Raw genomic sequence first — 19,524 nt, 5'->3', positions numbered from 1 at the left:
CCGACATTGATTGCGTGCATTTTCTCGCAAGCACGCGTACCATAGTTCTTTATATACAAAGGACTAAGTGGTGGCGAGACCATCAACATCCGTGTCGCGACCCGCCTGCCCCAACAGAGCCCCTGACCTCCGGCAAGAACAAGCGGCGAGTCGGGCGCGCTCGCACCACAATCCGCCGGCTCGCGATGGCGGGGGGATTTTAAGAACCGATAACTACACAAGAGATAACATGCGTCATATTTTGATCGGCCTGCTGCTGGCCGCGAGCAACTGCGCCTGGGGCGCCCCGGCCCCCACCGCCACCCAGGTGCAATACCTGAGCGGCACCGACAAGGACCACCGGGTCGACTGGGAATTCATGGTCAACGGGGGCCGCAAGGCCGGCGCCTGGACCACCATTCCGGTGCCGTCGAACTGGGAAATGGAAGGCTTCGGCACTTACCGCTACTTCGTCGACAACACCAGTGATCCGGCGCCGGACTCGACCGGCATCTACCGCCACCGCTTCGAGGTGCCCGCCAACTGGCGGGACCGGCAGATCGAGATCGTGTTCGGCGGAGCCATGACCGATACCCGGGTCACGGTCAACGGCCAGAGCGCCGGGCCGATGCACCAGGGCGGTTTTTATGAATTCCGCTACGACATCAGCAAGCTGATCAAACCGGGCCAGAGCAATGCGCTGGAAGTCACGGTGAACCGCTACTCGGCCAACCTGTCGGTCAACCGGGCCGAACGCGCAGGGGATTACTGGCTGTTCAGCGGCATCTACCGGCCGGTATGGCTGGAGGCCAAGCCGCTGGCCAATCTCGAACGGCTGACGGTCGATGCGAAGCATACCGGCGATTTTCGCGCCGAAGTCTTTACCGGCGGGGCCGTGCCGGACGGCGCACGGGTCAGCGTGCAGATCGCCACGCTGGACGGCAAAGCGGTCGGCAAGCCGATGACGGCGACGGTGAATCAGGGCATGGCCCGCTTGAGCGGCCATATCGACAAGGTGCAGGCCTGGTCGGCCGAACAGCCGCGGCGTTATCGGGCGCATTTCAAGATGCTCGATGGCCAGCGGCTGGTGCATGAAGTCAGCAAGACCATCGGCTTTCGCACCATCGAGCTGCGCAAGAACGACGGCGTGTATGTCAACGGCGTCAAGGTACGGCTGAAGGGCTCGAATCGCCATACGATCTGGCCGACCTCCGGACGCGCTTCCAGCAAGGAGCTCAGCTATACCGATGCGCGCTTGATGAAGGAAATGAATATGAACGCGGTGCGCATGTCGCATTATCCGCCGGATGAGCATTTCCTCGACGTGTGCGACGAAGTCGGCCTGTATGTGATCGACGAACTGGCCGGCTGGCAGAAAGCCTACGACACCGATGCCGCGACGCCGCTGGTGCAGGAACTGGTGCGGCGCGACCAGCATCACCCATCGGTGATCATGTGGGCCAACGGCAACGAGGGCGGGTACAACCTGGCCCTCGACCCGCTGTACGCAAAATGGGACCTGCAACAGCGCCCCGTGATTCATCCATGGGCCAATTTCGGCGGCATCGACACCGCCCACTATCTGAATTACGACTGCTGCGCCAGTTCGTTCTTCCATGGCCGCGACGTGTTCATGCCGACCGAATTCCTGCACGGCCTGTACGACGGCGGCGCCGGCGCCGGGCTGGACGACTGGTGGAAAGCCATGCTGGCGCACCCGCTCAGCGCCGGTGGATTTATCTGGGCATTCGCCGACGAAGGCATCGTGCGCGGCGACAAAAACGGCGCGATCGACGTGGCCGGCAATCTGGCGCCGGACGGCATCGTCGGGCCGTATCGCGAAAAGGAGGGCAGCTTCTTTGCGATCAAGGAAATCTGGTCGCCGTTGTATCTGCCGATGTCGGAATTGTCGTTCCTGCCGGCTTCCTTCGACGGCAAACTGGTGCTGGAAAACCGCTACGACTTCACCAACCTGAACACGCTCAGGCTGCAATGGAAACTGGTGCGTTTCGGCACGGCGCCGGGCTTCGAGGTGCTCGCGCAGGGCGATGCCAGGCCGCCCGAGGTCGCGCCCGGCATGCGCGGCGTCACCCGCATCGGCTTGCCGGATAACTGGCGCCGGCACGATGCGCTGATGCTGACCGCTTTCGATCATACCGGACGCGAAATCTATACCTGGTCGTGGATGATCGCCAGCGCCGACGAGGTGGCAAGCCGCATGAGCGCCGCGGCTGGCGGGGCGGTGGCGCTCGAGGAGTCGGACGCGGCCTTCGAGATGAGAGCGGGGCCGTTGAGCGTGTCGATCGATAAGGCGACCGGCTATCTGCGCGCATTGAGCAAGGGCGGCACGGTGGTGCCGTTGAGCAACGGGCCGCGTCCGGTGTTCGGTACGGCGGAATTGAAATCGATTAAGGCCGCGCGCGAGGGCGAGGGCGCGGTGGTGCGCGCCGAGTACACGGGAGGACTGCGCAAGGTGGAGTGGCGCCTGCGCGGCGACGGCAAGCTCAGCATGAATTACGCGTATGGCTTCGACGCCGGCAAGCAGGCCGACGCGCTGGGCGTGAGCTTCGACTATCCGGAACAGCAGGTCACCGCCATGCGCTGGCTGGGCAAGGGGCCATACCGCGTATGGAAGAACCGCACCAAGGGCGTGGAATTCGGCGTGTGGCAAAAGGACTATAACGACAGCATCACCGGGCTGTCGTGGAATTATCCGGAGTTCAAGGGCTTCCACGACAAGGTGTACTGGGCGACGCTGTCCACGCGCAATCTGCCGCTGACCTTTGTCAACCACAGCGACGATATCGCGCTGCGCGTGTTCACCCCCTCGCAGGCCAGCGGGGCCGGGTTTGAGCCGAAATCGACCAGCTTGCAATTCCCGCCCGGCGATATCTCGTTCATGAATGCGATCCTGCCGATCGGCACCAAGTTCAAGTCCGCCAGCGAACATGGACCGCAAGGGCAGCCCAGCCGCGCGCCCAACCTCGGTCAATGGTACGAGAACACCGTGGACATCCTGGTCGGCGACCGTCCCGCGGATTAATACACACGAGGAGACGACCATGCCACGACAGCAGCGAGTGCGGCGGATGGCCGCGGCGATCGGCCTGGCATGCGCCAGCGCGGTGGCGCAGGGCCAGACGGCCAGCCATCCCTTTCAGAACCCGGCCCTGCCGGCCGGGCAGCGCATCGCCAACATCCTGTCCTTGATGACGGTGGGAGAAAAGATCGACATGCTGTCGACCGACACCAGCGTGGCGCGGCTCGGCATCCCCAGCTTCGGCGATTCCGAGGGCATACACGGACTGGTCCAGCGCGGCAGCGACGAGCACAAACGCGACGCCATTACGACCACCCAGTTTCCCCAGCCGCCCGGCATGGGCGCGAGCTGGAACCCCAAGCTGGTCCAGCAGGCCGCCGCGGTGCAGGGCGACGAAGGCCGCTATATCACCCACAGCGACCGGTACAAGCGCCCATCGCTGTTGCAATGGGGCCCGCAGGCGGACTTGGCGCGCGATCCACGCTGGGGCCGCGGCGAGGAGGTCTACAGCGAAGATCCGTTCCTGGCCGGGACCATGTCCACAGCCTTCGTCAAGGGGCTGCAGGGCGAACACCCCAAGTACTGGCGCGCCGCCGCCCTGCTCAAGCACTTCCTCGCCAACAGCAACGAGAATGGCCGCGGCAATTCGTCGTCCGATTTCGACGAACGGCTGTTCTGGGAATACTATGCGGTGCCGTTCAAGATGAGCTTCGAGGAAGGCGGCGCGCGCGGCGTCATGGCCGCCTACAACGCCTGGAACGGTACGCCGATGGGCGTGCACCCCATTCTCAAGAGCCTGGTGATCGGCCAGTGGGGCGCGCTGGTGGTCTCCAGCGATGGCTACGCCATCGGCAACCTGACCAAGCTGTACAAGCGCTACCCGGACCACAAGGCCGCCGTGGTGGCCGGCCTCAAGGCCGGCCTCAACCAGTACCTCGACACCTTCAAGGACGAACTGCGCGCGGCGCTCAAGGAAGGCAGCGTCAGCGAGGCGGAACTGGACGCCGCGGTGGCGCTCAAGCTGCGGGTGACCCTGCGTCTCGGCCTGCTCGACCCGGCCGAGGGCAATCCTTACGCCGCCATCAAGAACGGGCCGGAACCGTGGCTGAGCGAACGGCACAAGGCGGTGTCGCTGAGGATGGCGCTCGAATCCATCGTGCTGATGAAGAACGCCGGACACGCCCTGCCCTTGTCCAGGCCGGCCATCAAGTCGATCGCCGTGATCGGCCCGCATGCCGACAGCGTGCACTGGGACTGGTACGGCGGCATGGCGCCCCACACGGTGACGGCGCTGGCCGGCATCAAGGCGGCCCTGGGCCCCGGGGTCACGGTCAACCACGCGCGCGACGGCGACGATGCCGTGAAGGCGGCGCGGGCGTCGGATGTGGCGGTGGTGGTGGTCGGGAACCATCCGACCTGCGGCCCGAACATGGCGAAGGAATGGACCGACAATGGCACCAAACCCTGCGCCGATCCGGGCGATGGGCGCGAAGGCCGCGACCGCGAAACGCTGGCGCTCAAGCAGGAGGAACTGGTCAAGCGCGTGCTGGCCGCCAATCCCAAAACCGTCATGGTGCTGGTGTCGAGCTTCCCGTTCACGATCAACTGGTCGCAGCGGCACGTTCCGGCCATCGTGCAGATGGCGCATTCCTCGCAGGATCAAGGCACGGCGCTGGCCCAAGTGCTGTTTGGCGACTACAACCCGGGCGGGAAAACGGTGAGCACGTGGCCGGCGGCCGAAAGCCAGCTGCCGCCGATGATGGATTACGACATTCGCCACGGCCGCACCTATCTGTACGCCAAAGGCAAGCCACTGTATCCGTTCGGGCACGGCCTGTCGTACACCACCTTCAAGTACAGCGCCCTGCGCACCAGCGGCCCGGCCCTGGCGGCGGACGGCGCGGTCAGCGTGGATGTGGACGTGGCCAACACCGGCAAGACGGCCGGCGACAGCGTCGTGCAGCTGTATGTCGGCTATCCGAAGTCGAAGGTGGAGCGGCCGCGCCGCGCGCTGGTGGGTTTCGAGCGCGTGACGCTCAAGCCGGGCGAGCGGCGCACCGTGCGTATTCCGCTCAAGGCCAGCCAGCTGGCTTACTGGAACGTGCGGCGCAAAGCCTTCGAGGTCGAGCCGGTACCGGTCAGGCTGATGATTGGCGCGTCGTCGGCCGACATCAAGCTTGAGCGCCCGCTGCCGGTCCTGGCTGCCGGCGGCGGGACACGCTGAGCGGTCCGGCAAATTCCCCATGGCATAGGCACATCTGGATCGCCCACCGCAAATGCGGTATCGGTCAGCCGGGTCTGGCCAGATCCAAAGCGCCTTGCCGCGCGGTGGCGACCGATTGGCGGTGTACTGCCAGTGTCGGCACGATCTGTACCGGTGGTTCGATTCCGCCCCGGGCCGCCAAGGAACGATAATAAAAAGCCCACGGATGCACACTCGTGGGCTTTTCGCTTTCTGGCCCGCCGGCGGCGCAGTAAAATAACCGACGTTGCTGGCGCGAAATCAGGCCGGCGGATTGGTTCATTGGTTTGCAACACTCCAAGGATGCCCATCATGGCTGCATGGCCCCGACTGTACATGGCAGGCGCTCTGCTACTCGCCGCGCAGTCCCACGCGCAAACCACGCCGGAACAGCCGCCCGGCTCCGACGGGCAGATCGAACGCGTCACCATCACCGCCGAACGCCGCAGCACGACGCTCGACACCACGCCAGCCGCGATCACGGCGCTAGACGGCGCCAGGCTCGCCGACCAGGGCGCCACCAGCCTCGCGGACGTGCTCAACCTGGCGCCGAACACCTCGTTCGCCGGCCAGAACTCGACGCAGATCTTCATCCGCGGCGTCGGCGACGTGTTCCTGCTGGCCGGGGGCGATCCCGGCGTGGCGCTGTATGCCGACGGCGCCTACCTGTCCGACCAGACCAGCACCAATGTCGCCCTGTTCGACATGCAACGCGTCGAGATCCTGCGCGGCCCGCAAGGCGCGCTGTACGGGCGCAATGCCACCGGCGGCGCGATGAACCTGATTTCGGCACGGCCGACCAGCACCTTCCAGTCCCGCCTCGGTGTCGAGGCCGGCACCTATGGCCGCAAGCAGACCGAGGGCTTCATTTCCGGGCCGCTGGCCGGCGGCGCCACCGCGGCCCGCCTGTCGTTCCAGCGCAAGGACCTCGACGGCTACACCAGGAACCCGCTGGCGGGCATGCCGCCCGGCCCGATCGTGAGCGGCGCGCCGGTCTTCGCGCCGCCCGGCCGGCTCGACGATCTGCATTCCACGGCGCTACGGCTGCAGACCTCGACCCGGTTCGCCGACAGCGGCAGCTTGCGCCTGATCGCCGGCTATTACCACCAGAACGACAACGGGCGCAGCCTGTCGCTGCTGATCGACCCGTTGATGAATTCGTCCTTGCTGTATGGCTTGTATCCCGAGGCCGATCCGCGCCGCCAGGCGAGCCAGGGAGCCGTCCACCGGGTCGATGTGCGCTCGCTGCAGGCCATCTACGAGCGCCCGCTCGACGGCGCCACCTTGAGCCTGACCGCGGCGTGGCGTAAAAGCGGCGTCCACCACGCCTGGGACGGCGACCAGACCGCGGCGCCCAGCGCCATGGTCAGTTTCACCACCGCCAGCATCGACCGCGGCATCGACCTGCACGTCGCCTCCAGCGGTGAAGCGAGGCTGCAATGGCTGGCCGGCCTGACGGCGCAGGATTTCAGGCAGCGGCAGGACGTTTCCTTGCAGGCCCAGGTGCCGCTCGGCTTCCTGGTGCCCGGCCAGTCCCTGACCACGGCGCTGCCGGGCGGCTTTCGCGTCGAGCTGGGCGGCCCCATCCTCACGCGCTCGGCCGCGGCCTACACGGACTTGCGCTATGCGCTGACGCCGTCGCTGGCCTTGCTGGGCGGCGTACGGCTGAATCGGGACACCAAGCGCGCCGACGAATACCAGGCGCTCACGATTCCCGCTTTCGGCCTGGCGGGAACGCGCACCGGCGCGCCGCGCGATGGCTGGACCAGCCTGACCGGCAGCGCCGGGGCCGAATACAAGCTCGCGGCGGACACGCTCGGCTACGCGCGCTTGTCGAACGGTTTCAAATCCGGCGCGGTCAACCTGGGGGCGTTGCAGGGCAGCCTGGTCAAGCCCGAGAAGGTGAGCGCGCTCGAATTCGGACTGAAGACCAGGTTCCTGGAACGGCGCGGCGCGTTCAACGCCGCCGTGTTCAGCAGCACCTACAAGGACATGCAGGTCGCCCAGGCCAGCAGCGCGAACGTCATCCTGGCCAATGCCTCCAAGGCCAGTATCCAGGGCGCCGAGTTCGAACTCATGCTGCGGCCGGCGCCCGCGTGGCTGCTCGGTGCGACGCTCGGGCTGATGAAGCCGACCTACCGCGATTTCACCAATACCGATACGCGCAACGATCCGACCCGCGCGGTCAATGTCGGTGGCAGGCAACTCGCCCAGGTATCCAAGGCGCAGCTGGGCCTGGTCGCGGAATACACGCGCAAAGTGGGCCGGCACAAGCTCTCCCTGCGCGGCGATTATATGCGGCGCAGCAAACTCTACTTCACTGAATTCAATACGCCGGACGCGATGCAGAAAAGCTACGGCCTGCTCAATCTCGCCGCGTCCATCCAGCCGGCGGCGGGGCGCTGGAAACTTTACGGCCATGTCCGCAACGCAACCAATACGACCGCCATCACGAGCATGCTGATTACTGGGACCAACCTCGGATCGACCCGGCAAGTGACGTATACCCCGCCCCTCCAGGTTGGCATTGGGGCATCGATCGAATTTTGACCATTGGAGAAACTGACAAAATTGCGCTTCCGGCAAGCGTATGCAATTCGAAGCAACTGTGCGATATTGTGAGCCAGGGCAAGGAGATACCATGGTCATTCCCGATCACCAGTTGCGGACACTGGATGCCGTCCAGGACCCCGGCGCTCGCATGGCCCTGCCCGATTGCCTGCGCATCGCCAGCCAGCTGGCCCAAGCCCTGGCCGACCTGCACGCCGCCCAGCTCATCCACGGTGACATCCGGCCCGCCAATCTCGTCATCGCCCGCAAGCATGGCGTGTTGCAGCTGATGGACCTGGGCCCGGCCTCGGCCGCTGGCACCGCCGCGCCCGGCGACTGGGCCTATGTGTCGCCCGAGCAGACCGGGCGCATGAATCGTCCGGTCGACCACCGCAGCGATTTCTATTCGCTGGGCGTCACGCTGTACCGCATGCTGACCGGGCAACTGCCGTTCCAGGGCGGCGATCCGCTGGAGTGGACGCATTGCCACATCGCGCGCACCGCGCCACCGCCCCGCGCGGTGGCCGACATCCCCGAGGCCGTCTCGGCCATCGTGATGAAGCTGCTCGCCAAGCTGCCGGAGGACCGCTACCAAAGCGCGCGCGGGCTGCAAGCCGATCTCCAGCGCTGTCTGGCGCAATGGCAAGCCGAGGGCCGCGTCGATCCTTTCCCGCCGGGTGCCGACGACGTCTCGGAGCGCTTCCAGATTCCGCACAAATTGTATGGACGCGAGCGCGAGCGCGCCGCCTTGCTCGACGCCTTCGTCCGCATGGCGGCCAGCGGCGAAGCGACGCTGGTGACGGTATCGGGCTATTCGGGCATCGGCAAGTCCTCGCTGGTGCATGAACTGCACCAGCCTATCGTGCGCGAGCGCGGCTACTTCATCTCCGGCAAGTTCGACCAGTTCATGCGCGACGTGCCCTACGCCACACTGGCCCAGGCGTTTCGCGACCTGGTCCAGCAACTGCTGGCCGAGAGCGATGAGCGGATCGACGACTGGCGCCAGCGGATCCAGTCCGCCGTGGGCGCCCACGGCCAGTTGATCGTCGACGTGTTGCCGCAAGTCGAGCTGATCATCGGCGCGCAGGCGCCGGTGCCGGCGCTGCCCCCGGCCGAGGCGCAACATCGTTTCCGCCAAGTGTTCCAGCGTTTCATGGCCGTGTTTACGACCCACAGCACCCCGCTGGCGCTCTTTCTCGACGACATGCAATGGGCCGACGCGGCCAGCCTGCAATTCCTCGAGCATCTGTTGCCGCACCCGGACGCCGGCAGGCTGCTGCTGATCGCCGCCTACCGCGACAACGAGGTCAGCGCCGCGCATCCGCTGATGGCGGCGCGCGAGGCGGTGCGCGCCAACGGCACCCCCGTCTTCGACATCGAGCTGGCGCCGCTGTCGGTCGCGCACCTGAACCAGCTGGCGGCCGATACCTTGCACGCGCCGGCCGCCACTTGCCTGCCGCTCACGCGCCTGATTTTCGAACGCACCGAAGGCAACCCTTTCTTCTTTACCCAGTTCCTCAGCGCGCTGCACAAGGACGGCGTGCTGCGGCACGATCCGGCAAGCCGGGTTTGGCGCTGGGATGTCGCGCAAATCCGCGGCAGGAACCTGGCCGACAACGTGGCCGACCTCATGGCCGGCAAGTTGCGCCGGCTGCCCGAGCCGGTGCGGGAAACGCTGCGGCTGGCCGCCAGCCTGGGCAACAAGTTCGACCTGCACCAGCTCGCGCTGGTCGGCGGGCTGGACGCCGAGGAAACCCGGCGGCGCCTGGCGGTCGCGGCCGACGAGGACTTGATCCTGCTGTCCGGCGGCGGCGGCAAGTTCCTGCACGACCGGATCCAGCAGGCGGCGTATGCGCTGATCCCGGCCCAACAGCATGCCGAAGTGCATCTGCGCATCGGCCGCACGCTGGTGGCGGGCTTGGGCGCCGGCGAGATCGACACCCAGTTGTTCGATCTGGCAAACCAGTTCAACCAGGGCGCCGCGCTGCTGACCGACCTGGACGAGAAAGTGCGGGTGGCCACGCTCAACCTGCGCGCCGCGCGCAAGGCCAAGGCCTCGGTGGCGTATGCGTCGGCCTGCGTCTACCTGGCGGCGGGCATGGCCCTGTTCGGCGAGCGGGACTGGGACAGCCAGCATGAACTGATGTTCAACCTGTGGCTCGAGCGCGCGGATGGCGAATTCCTCAGCGGCGAGCTGTTGATGGCCGAGCAACTGATCGCCAGCCTGATGCTGCATGCGCGGTCGAAAGCCGAGCGCCTCGCCGTGTACAACCAGAAGTCCCGGCTGCACGTTTTCAGGTCGGAATGCGCGCAGGCGGTCGACAGCGCGCTCGCCGGTCTGCGCCTGTGCGGCATCGACCTGCCCGCCCATCCCGACTGGCAACAGGTCGAGGCCGAATACGAACTGGTGTGGCGCAACCTCGGCGCGCGGCAGATCGAAGACCTCGCCGGCTCGCCGCCGATGCAAGATGCGGAGCGGCAAGCCAGCATGGACATGCTGGCGTTTCTGACGGCGCCGGCGGCCTTCACCGATTTCCCCTTGTTTTGCCTGACGTTCTGCCGCATGACGAACTTGAGCCTGCTGCACGGCATCGGCAACGCCTCGCCGTATGCCTACGCCTTGTTCGGCTTCTTGCTCGGCCCGACGTTCCGGCGCTATGCCGATGGTTATCGTTTCGGCAAACTCGCCAGCGCGCTTGCCGAGCGCCACGCGGGGTCGACCTACAAGGCCGAGATGTACCTGGTCGCCGCGGTCAACGCGCTGTGGACGCAACCGGTCGGGGACGCCATCGACTTTCTCCGCTTGAACTTCCACGTGGCCCGCGAGACGGGCGATGTCCTCACCGCCTGCAACAACTGGGTCTTGCTGATCGGCGCGCGGCTGCTGCAGGGCGCTCCCCTCGATGCCGTGTGGCAGGAGTCCGAAAAGGGCCTCGATTTTGTGTGCAAGGCGAAATACCAGGACGACGTGAACGTCCTCACCAGCCAGCGGCGCTTCATCGCCAACATGCAGGGCCGGACCGCCCACTTCTCCACGTTCAGCGACAGCGGGGCCGGGACCGGGACCGGGGCCTTCGACGAGGCCGTCTTCGAGGCGCGGTTGCAAGCGGACCATACCGCCCAGCCGATCGGCCGGCACTTGCTGTTCAAGATGCAGGCCCGCTACCTGTCGGGCGACCTCGCCGAGGCGACGGCGGCGATGCAGTCCTTGCGCGCCCAGTCATGGGCCTTGTCCAACCTGCCCCACCTGGTGCTGGAGTACCACTACTACGCCGCACTGACCCTGGCGGCCATGTGCGAGGCCGGATCGGCCGACGAGCGCCATGGCTGGCGCGAACAGTTGAGCGCCCATGCGGAGCAGTTGCGCGAATGGGCCGAGAACTGCGGGCCGGCCTTTGCCGACAAGCACGCGCTGGTCGCGGCCGAGGTCGCGCGTCTCGACGGGCGCGACAGCGATGCGATGGGCCTGTACCAGCAAGCCATCCAATCGGCACGCGACAACGGCTTCGTCCAATACGAAGGCGTGGCGCATGAAGCGGCGGCACGCTTCTACCTGGCGCGCGGCGCCGCGACCGCGGCCCGCGCTCACCTGTGCGAGGCGCGCGATTGCTTTGCGCGCTGGGGGGCCGAGGGCAAAACCAGGCAGCTCGAACAGCGCTACCCGCAGTTGCCCGCGCGGTTGGCGCCGCCGGCGGCGGCCGTCGACGCGGGCATGGCGCAGCTGGACGCGCTGTCGGTGGCCAAGGCCTCGCAAGCGATCTCGGGGCCGATCGTGCTCGACGAGCTGATCGACACGCTGATGCGCATCGTACTGGAAAGCGCCGGCGCGCAGACAGGCGCCCTGCTGCTGCTGCGTGGCGGCGAGCTGGAGCTCGCCGCGCAAGCCGGCCTGACGCAACAGTCGGCCGAAGTGCGCCTGCACCTGGGCCAGGCGCCGCCGGCATCGACCGTGCCCGAGACCATCCTCAACTATGTGCGGCGCAGCCAGACCCCGGTGCTGCTGTCCGACTCCGCCAAGCCGAACCCGTTTTCGGCCGACCCTTACCTGGCCGGCGGCGGGCCAAAATCGGTCTTGTGCATTCCGATCGTCCTGCAAGCCAGGCTGATCGGCGTGCTGTATCTGGAGAACACCTTGACCACCCACGCCTTCACGCCGGAGCGGATCACGGTGCTGGAACTGCTGGCCTCGCAGGCGGCGATCTCGCTGGAAAACGCGCTGCTGTATGCCGGCCTGCAACAGGAAAACGCCGAGCGCAAGCGGGTCGAGGCCACCTTGCGCGAACGGGAGGCGCGCATCCGCCGGCTGATGGAGTCGAACATCATCGGCATCTTCTTCTGGGACCTGCAAGGCAATATCAGCGACGCCAACGACGCCTTCCTGGACCTGATCGCGTATGGCCGCGACGAGCTGGCGTCCGGCGGGGTGCGCTGGAACGATTTCAATCCGCCGGAATACGCCGCCGCCGATGCGCGGGCCACGGAGGAAGTCCTGCGGACCGGCAAGCTGATTTCTTACGAGAAGGAGTTCGTCCGCAAGGATGGACGGCGCGTGCCGGTGCTGATCGGCGGCGCCCTGCTGGAAGGGTCGCAAGACCACGCGGTCGGCTTTGTGCTCGACCTCTCCGAACGCAAACAGGCCGAATTCGAACGCAGCGCGCGCCAGGCCGCCGACGCGGCGAACCGCGCGAAGAGCGCCTTCCTGGCCAACATGAGCCATGAATTGCGCACGCCCTTGAACGGCATCCTGGGCTATACGCAGATCCTGCAACGCGACCGCGCGCTCGGCGACCACCAGCAAACGGGGCTGAACGTGATCCGGCACAGCGGCGAGCATCTGCTGAACCTGATCAACGATATCCTGGACTTCGCGAAAATCGAGGCCAGCAAGCTGGAGCTGTACGAAACCCCGGTCCGGCTGAGCGGATTCCTCTCTATCGTGAGCGAGATCGTGGCGGTCAAGGCGGCCCAGAAGGGCCTGGAATATGTCACCGAGATCGCCACCGATTTGCCCGCGGCGATACAGGCCGACGAGAAACGGCTGCGCCAGGTGCTGCTCAACCTGCTGTCGAACGCCATCAAATTCACCGATCGCGGGCGGGTGACGCTGCGGGTGCGTCGCCTCTCCGCTACGCGCTTGCGCTTCGAGGTGTGCGACACCGGCGTCGGCATCGGCGAACAGGAACGGGAAGTGATCTTCGAACCCTTCGAGCAGGTCGGCGACCAGCGGCAGCGGCTCGGCGGGACCGGGCTGGGACTGGCGATCAGCCGCCAGTTCCTGCGCCTGATGGGCAGCGATATCCTGGTCGAGAGCCGCCCGGGCGAAGGCAGCACTTTCTGGTTCGAGCTGGACGTGCGGTTGGCGCAAGCCGCGGCCTCGCCCAGCGCGCACGGCATCGTCGGCGGCTATCATGGCGCGCGCAAAACCATCCTGGTGGTCGACGACGTGCGCGAGAACCGGATGGTGCTGAACGATATGCTGAGTCCGCTGGGCTTCACGATGTGCGAGGCGGAGGACGGCGCCGAGGGGCTGGCGCAAGCGCAGGCCTCGCGGCCGGACCTGATCCTGATGGACTTGGTGATGCCAAAAATGGATGGCCTGGAAGCGATGCGCCGGCTGCGCCAGTCGCCGGACTTCAACACGGTCCCGGTCATCTCGGTTTCCGCCAGCGCGGGCGACAACCACGCGGCCAGCAGCCTGGCGGCGGGGGCGAACGCCTTCCTGCCGAAACCGGTCAACCTGGATCGCTTGCTGGAGCAGGTCGGCGCCCTGCTCAAGCTCGAATGGATCATCGCCGCGCCGGAAACGCCGCCCGCGCCGCCGGAGCCGGGCGTACCGCTGGTGGTGCCGCCGCCGGAGGAAATGGCCGTCCTGCACCAGTTGGCCATGCAGGGCAATATGCGCAACATATTGCAGCGGGCACACTACCTGTCCGAGCTCGACCCACGCTACCGGCCGCTCGCCGACCAGCTGACCGCGTTGGCCAAGGGATTCCGCTCCAAGGCCATTCTGGAGCTGGTGAAGCAGTGCATGGGGCGGGACGGAACGGTTTGATTGACTGGCCAATCCCGGATTCGCGGCCGGGAAATCGTTACCGGACGGCCGGCAACGCCATCGACACCACCAGGGCCAGCGCAAGCGCGCTCCGGCCCTGGCGGAACAGCGGTCTCTGCAGCACCGCGACGGTGCCGACGATAGCCGACTTCGCGCAGGTGATCGCCACCGGCGCCGGCGACTCTGCGCTTTTAATCCGCTTGATTCCGGGGTATTCGCATGCAGTGCGCCGCCACCCAATCCGTGATGATCTTGAGCGCGCCTGGCGCCATGGTCTCGTCGTCGAGCACGGTCGCATCCTTGTTGTCCCGAAGCGCGGTGCGTATGGCCGCCAGGTTTTCCGTCGCCGGCACTTGCACGTCCAGCGAACCGTTCAGCGCCAGTACCGGCACGTTCAACTTGCGCAACGCAATCGCTGGATCATAAGCGAGGAAGTGGCGCTGCCACGCGCTCGTCAAACTCATTGGCAGCGTCTCGGCATCGTTCGCATCGATAACCTTGTCGGCGACACCCCGCGCCACCAGCGCTTCCGCCTGCTCGCGAGCCGCTTCGCCGGTCGGCGCGGAGATGATCGCGTCGTATAGCCGCTGATCGAAGAGCTTGCGCCTGGCGATGATATCGGCCGGCACGCCATACACCTGCGCCGTCATCGCCGATTGCAGTACGAACAGCTTGTCGCCCCGGATACCCGGGCTGGCGATCATGACAAAGAAGGCGACATGTTTGTTCTCCGCTGCCACGGCCGGCGCGATGATCCCCCCTTCGGAATGGCCCACCACGCCGATACGGCGTGCATCAATGCGGGCGTCGGTCTTGAGGAAGTTGACTGCCGCATTGGCGTCGGACGCGAAATCCGCTGTCGTGGCCCCGAGATAGCCGCCACTGGAGCCGCCCACGCCCCGCTTGTCGTAGCGCAGCACCGCGATCCCCCGGCGATTCAAGGCGTCGGCGATGACGAGAAAACATTGATGGCCGTCGACCTCTTCGTCACGTGTATTGCGGCCCGTGCCGGAAATCAGCACGACCGCGGGAAACGGCCCCTTGCCTTCAGGTAGGCTTAACGTGGCTGCGAGTTTGATGGCGGCGGACGGGTTGTCGAAGCTCACTTCCTTCTTGATGAGGCTCAAGATTAACGGAACAGCTGGTCGGTTTTCAATCTTTCTCGACTATGCGGCCACCGCCCCGGCCGACCGCGCGCCCCTCGACTGGACCGGGCGGACCGGCGCTGTCGTTGGTCAGAGCTTCATTTCCAGATTCACCTGCAATTTCGCCGAACCAGGGCCGCGGCTCCAACTGCGGCTCGTTCCGCGCCCATCCTCGTAACTCGTGTCGCCAAGCGTGTCCTCGCCCAGGGCGTTGCTCACGCCGGAACGCAGCTGCAGCCCAGTCCCGATCTTGTATAGCAAGTAGAGCTCGAGTTCACGGCGCGCCTGCATCCGGCTGCGCTGTTCTTCGGAAACCCGCACCGGCCCGCCCGCGCGGACGGCGAGGTTGGCGCCCGCGCTGAACGTGTCCACCTTGTAGTCGACGCCGAACACCGCGCTCAGCGGTACTTGCTGGTCGAGGCGATTGTCCGGGCCAGGTACGGACTCGACCCTGGACCAGTTGCGGTTCACGCTGGCCCGGATGTCAAACGGGGGCGCGTCCGTCATGACGGCCTTGAGCGGGAATTTGAGTTCCACGTCCAGCGTGCGCACTTGCGCCGTGCCGTTGTTGAGCGGTTGAACCAGCCATCGGCCCTGCGCATCCTGGGCCAGTCTGCCGCGGATGTAGTCCTTGATCTGACGGGCCGAGCCTCCCACCGAGAGTACCGCGCCCGGCGCCCAGAAATGCTCGTATGTCACGTCGAGTCCGTTGGCCAGCTCGGGCCGCAGCCGCGGGTTGCCGCTGGTATCGGGGTTGAAACGATCATTCTGATCGGCCTCGTACCGGCGTGCGCTGAGCTGATAGGTGTTGGGCGCCTTGTAGGTGCGCGTCAACGCCATCCGCAACTGCCGCCCGCTACCGCCGGGGAACTTGTACAGGGTCTGGGCGATAGGGCTGAGCACGCCGCTGCGCGAGGTCGTGCCCGCCTGGCCGCTGCCTTCGCTCGCCGTGCGTATGCCTTCCCAGCGTGCGCCCAAGTACATCGACCAGTTCGTGGTGATGTTCCATTCGTCTTGCGCGAACACCGACCGGCGCTTGACACGCGGTGTGAACACCTCGTGGATGGTCTTCGGCGCGACGCCGGCCAAGCCTTCGGTACGGTCGATGTTCTCGTCCACCTTGTGAAAATTGGCTTCCCATCCGACAGCAAGCGCATGTCCGTCGAACAGGGAGCGCGCGTACTTTCCACTGGTGTTGACGTTGCCGAAGTCATTGGTGGTATCGGTGTCCCGCCGAAGCATGGTGACGCGGTCGGCGGTACTCGACAGCGCGCGATTCTCGATGCTGGCGCGGCCTTTCGACACGCCAAGCTTGGCGTCGAGTTTGCCGCCCCATAACTTGGCGACCCAGTTCAGGTCGGTCCCGGCGAAGTGGTCATCGACATTGGACGTGCTCCGGCTATCCCGATAATCGGGCGGCGCGAATGCGCCGACCGAGCTGGTCGTCAGGTTGGAAAACCCGCCTCTCGAACGTTGTCCCTGAAGATAGGTATTCCAGTTCAGTTGCCCATCGTTATCCAGCTTCCAGTTCAGGCGGGGCAGCAGTCCGCCGCTGGTGGTGCGCATGTCCCTCGTGCTGCGTTTTTCACGCGATTGCAGCACCTGCCCGTCCGGCGCGGCCAGAAGCTGGACCGTGGAACCTGGCGTCCCGTCCACATTCTGCGACATCATCGCGTTCAGGTAATACGACAGCTTGCCCGAACGGTCGGCCAGGGTGCCCAGCGCCATCAGCTTGTGCTGCTCTCCACTACGGCTCGCGTTCAGCCGCAAATCGCGCTGCGTCCTGGACACCACCTTGCTGAGGACAATGTTGATGGTGCCGGCGATCGCCTGCGTTGAATGCTCGGCCGTGGCCGCGCGGATCACTTCTATCCTGTCGATCTGATCGGGCGTCAACGCTTCCATGGAAAAGCCCGGCGGGGGACGCTCGCCGTTGACCAGCACCTGGGTGTAGCCATTGCCCAGTCCCCGCAGGCGGATGCTGTTGCCGATGACGGTGACGCCCGGCGCCCGCTTGAGCACATCGAAGACATTGGTGTCGCCGTACTTGATGATTTCCTCATGCGTCAGCACGGTCTTGCTGGCGGTGTCCTCGCGACGCGGGTCGTAGGACTCCAGCGCCCCTTTGACTTCGACCTTGACGAGCTCGCCCGCCTTGGGGGCCGCGACCCCTGGCGCGGGTTCCGTGGAAGCGGGGGGCGGCGCCAGTTTACCTTCGGCCTGCCGCGCCATGACGGCGGCATGCGAGCACAGAATGGTGATGGCCATCGCGACGCGTGAGAGAGGCAGTTTCATTTGTTCGGGGAAGTTATCGATAACGACGCAATTGTGCGTAGTTGCTCATTCCCGAGGGCGTATTTTGCGACGAACTGCGAGAAGCGCCCTGGCTCGCGCGGCGTATTTCCGTCCTTTTTCATAGGGAAAACCGGCGCCCGCCCGGCCCGCCCCGATGGTCCGTTTTTGCGATGAGCACGCATGCGCCAACGCGCACCACCTACCCCGCGGCCGCCACCCTAAGCGCCTGCGCCGGCTGTGCATTGGCACCGCCACCGCGCGACGTGTCCACCGGCGCGTCAAACCGGTAGGCGCCCGCCTCGTGCACCGCCCACGCGCCCTCGCCCATCAATTGCAGCACATGGGTATGGTGGCGCAGCACCGCGGGGCGGTGGGCGATGCTGATCAGCGTGGCGCCGCCGCCGCGCAGGCGCTCGTATAGGGAGGCCTCGTTGCCACTGTCCAGCGCACTGGTCGCCTCGTCCAGGATGACGATGCGCGGCTCGTGCACCAGCACGCGGGCGAAGGCCAGGCGCTGCTGCTCGCCCACCGACAACAGCTTTTCCCAGTCGTGCACGGCGTCCAGGCCGCCCACGCGCTCGGCCAGGCTCGGCAGGTGGACCTGCGCCAGGATGTCCAACAGCCGCTCGTCGCTCAGGCTGGACTCCGCGCTCGGATAGATGAGCTGGCTGCGCAGCGTGCCGGACTGCAGATAGGGCTGCTGGGGCAGAAAGAAGAAGTCCTCCAGCGGCGGATGCTGGATCACGCCGCTGCCCGTGTGCCATAGACCGGCGATCGCGCGCAGCAGCGAGCTTTTACCGCAGCCGCTGTCGCCGGTGATGAGCAGCGCGTCGCCCGGCTTCAAGACCAGGCTCAGCTCCTTGATGAGCACCCGTTCGGACTGCGGCGGATGCAGCGTGAGGGCTTCCAGCGCGAGGTGCGCGCCTGGACGCAGCTGGATGCGCGGGTGCTTGTCGTCGGCGCCGGCCTTGGGCTCGGCGCCGGGCAGCACCAGGTTCGACAAGGTCTGCAGGCGGCCTATCCCCGCGACGAAGCGGCTCAGGCTTTCGAAGTTGTCGACGATGACCGCCACGGCGGCGAGCACGGCGGTGAACGCGCCGGCCGCCTGTATCGCCCGCCCCACTTCCAGCTCGCCCGACAAGACGCGTTCGGCCAGGATCACGCCCGGCAGCACCAGGGTGAGTTGACTGAAGGTGCGCTGGAACAGGTTGAGGGAGCGCTGCTTCTTGATCAGCTTCGCGAAATTATGGATCACCTTGTCGAACTTGCCGTCGATATGCGCGCGCTCCTGCGCCTCGCCGCGATAGAAGGCGATGGATTCGGCCTTCTCGCGCAGGCGCATCAGGCTGAAGCGGAAATCCGCCTCGCGCCGCAGCTGCCAGAAATTCAGCTGGATCAGCGGGTTGCCGAACACGTAGAGGGCGACGGCCGTGCCCATCAACGCGTACACCGCCAGCACGCCGACCAGCAGGTGCGAAATCGACCACAGCACGGTGCTGAACGCCACCAGCTGCATGATCGAGCCCAGGAAGATCAGCAGGAAGTGGATGGACCTGCCGGTGAAGGTGTTGATGTCTTCGCTGATGCGCTGATCGGGGTTGTCGATCTCGCTGTCCGAGCCCAGCTCGTAGTATTTGCGCCCTTTCAGATAGCCGTCGAGGAAACGGCTGGTCAGCCAGCGCCGCCACTGGTTGGCGAAGAGGTCGCGCATATAGTAGTAGAAGGCGTAGATCGGCACCGCGAACGCCAGCACGAACAGGCAGGCCCGCACCGAGGTCCAGAAGCGGTCGCCGTTCTTGGCGGCCAGCGCCGAGGTCATCTCGCCGGCCTGGTTGTTCAGCATGACCGCGAACTTGGTCTCGACCAGCATCAACACGATCAAGACCAGCAGCAGGATCCAGGCCTTTTTCTTTTCCTCCCCCAGCCAGTAAGGCTTCGCCACGTTGACGAATTGCCTCCACGCGGCGAGCGACAGGGGAGCGGGCCGGCGTCGTTTTCGGTGTCCCGGCGGGACCTCGTTGTTCGCGGCGTCAGGGGGAGTGGAGGTGGGCGTGCTCATTTTCTGTCAACCGCGGTAGTGGATCAAGGTTCGAACTCATGCACCCTGAGCATACGGCCGGGGAACGAAACCGTTCTGTGCGGAAACCGACATAGCGTCGACAGCCGCTGAAAAAAAGGCGCAAGGTTTGCCGGGTCCGGCGGAGCTTGACAACCCTGCCGG

General features: G+C 65.9%; 8 protein-coding genes. 4 read left to right on the top strand and 4 right to left on the bottom strand.

The features are described 5' to 3' along the window. The first annotated feature begins 229 nt into the window (after positions 1 to 229). Both BM436_RS11125 and BM436_RS11120 read left to right on the top strand, forming a co-directional pair. The gene (locus BM436_RS11125) at positions 230 to 3,022 is read left to right on the top strand and encodes a glycoside hydrolase family 2 protein (protein WP_093555587.1); all 2,793 of its coding nucleotides are present in this window, start codon (positions 230 to 232) and stop codon (positions 3,020 to 3,022) included. Between the two features lie 19 nt (positions 3,023 to 3,041). Further along, positions 3,042 to 5,243, top strand: a complete 2,202-nt coding sequence (locus BM436_RS11120) for a glycoside hydrolase family 3 C-terminal domain-containing protein (RefSeq protein WP_229489980.1) — start codon at positions 3,042 to 3,044, stop codon at positions 5,241 to 5,243. A 64-nt stretch (positions 5,244 to 5,307) separates the two neighbouring features. On the opposite strand, the gene BM436_RS36125 is transcribed toward BM436_RS11120, so the two are convergent. Further along, the gene (locus tag BM436_RS36125) at positions 5,308 to 5,544 is read right to left on the bottom strand and encodes a hypothetical protein (RefSeq protein ID WP_143133070.1); all 237 of its coding nucleotides are present in this window, start codon (positions 5,542 to 5,544) and stop codon (positions 5,308 to 5,310) included. A gap of 53 nt (positions 5,545 to 5,597) precedes the next feature. Here BM436_RS36125 and BM436_RS11115 point away from each other — a divergent pair, with 53 nt between their 5' ends. Both BM436_RS11115 and BM436_RS11110 read left to right on the top strand, forming a co-directional pair. Continuing rightward, positions 5,598 to 7,811: a TonB-dependent receptor gene (locus BM436_RS11115; protein ID WP_218164837.1), complete on the top strand. Its 2,214-nt coding sequence runs from the start codon at positions 5,598 to 5,600 to the stop codon at positions 7,809 to 7,811. Between the two features lie 91 nt (positions 7,812 to 7,902). Next, positions 7,903 to 13,863 carry an AAA family ATPase gene (locus BM436_RS11110; protein ID WP_177307124.1) on the top strand — a complete coding sequence of 1,987 codons (5,961 nt, stop codon included), beginning with the start codon at positions 7,903 to 7,905 and terminating at the stop codon, positions 13,861 to 13,863. A 191-nt stretch (positions 13,864 to 14,054) separates the two neighbouring features. Here BM436_RS11110 and BM436_RS11105 read toward each other — a convergent pair whose 3' ends face one another. The 3 genes from BM436_RS11105 to BM436_RS11095 form a co-directional block, all read right to left on the bottom strand. Next, positions 14,055 to 14,990 (bottom strand): alpha/beta hydrolase family protein, encoded by a 936-nt coding sequence (locus BM436_RS11105; protein ID WP_177307122.1) that lies wholly within the window; start codon positions 14,988 to 14,990, stop codon positions 14,055 to 14,057. Between the two features lie 108 nt (positions 14,991 to 15,098). Further along, the gene (locus BM436_RS11100) at positions 15,099 to 17,276 is read right to left on the bottom strand and encodes a TonB-dependent receptor plug domain-containing protein (protein ID WP_177307120.1); all 2,178 of its coding nucleotides are present in this window, start codon (positions 17,274 to 17,276) and stop codon (positions 15,099 to 15,101) included. 226 nt (positions 17,277 to 17,502) lie between these two features. Further along, positions 17,503 to 19,362 carry an ABC transporter ATP-binding protein/permease gene (locus tag BM436_RS11095; protein WP_093555581.1) on the bottom strand — a complete coding sequence of 620 codons (1,860 nt, stop codon included), beginning with the start codon at positions 19,360 to 19,362 and terminating at the stop codon, positions 17,503 to 17,505. Positions 19,363 to 19,524 lie beyond the last annotated feature (162 nt).

Origin of the sequence: Pseudoduganella namucuonensis, from assembly GCF_900116645.1 — a bacterium.
GTDB lineage: Bacteria > Pseudomonadota > Gammaproteobacteria > Burkholderiales > Burkholderiaceae_D > Rugamonas > Rugamonas namucuonensis.
The sequence above is the reverse complement of the archived record's forward strand: the minus strand, read 5'-3'. Positions and strand labels throughout refer to the sequence as shown.

What these genes read in the sequence shown, in the direction of transcription:
- BM436_RS11125 (WP_093555587.1), top strand. Translation starts at nt 230, where the DNA reads ATGCGTCATATTTTGATCGGCCTGCTGCTGGCCGCGAGCAACTGCGCC.
- BM436_RS11120 (WP_229489980.1), top strand. Translation starts at nt 3,042, where the DNA reads ATGCCACGACAGCAGCGAGTGCGGCGGATGGCCGCGGCGATCGGCCTG.
- BM436_RS36125 (WP_143133070.1), bottom strand. Translation starts at nt 5,544, where the DNA reads ATGAACCAATCCGCCGGCCTGATTTCGCGCCAGCAACGTCGGTTATTT.
- BM436_RS11115 (WP_218164837.1), top strand. Translation starts at nt 5,598, where the DNA reads ATGGCAGGCGCTCTGCTACTCGCCGCGCAGTCCCACGCGCAAACCACG.
- BM436_RS11110 (WP_177307124.1), top strand. Translation starts at nt 7,903, where the DNA reads ATGGTCATTCCCGATCACCAGTTGCGGACACTGGATGCCGTCCAGGAC.
- BM436_RS11100 (WP_177307120.1), bottom strand. Translation starts at nt 17,276, where the DNA reads ATGGCCATCACCATTCTGTGCTCGCATGCCGCCGTCATGGCGCGGCAG.
- BM436_RS11095 (WP_093555581.1), bottom strand. Translation starts at nt 19,362, where the DNA reads ATGAGCACGCCCACCTCCACTCCCCCTGACGCCGCGAACAACGAGGTC.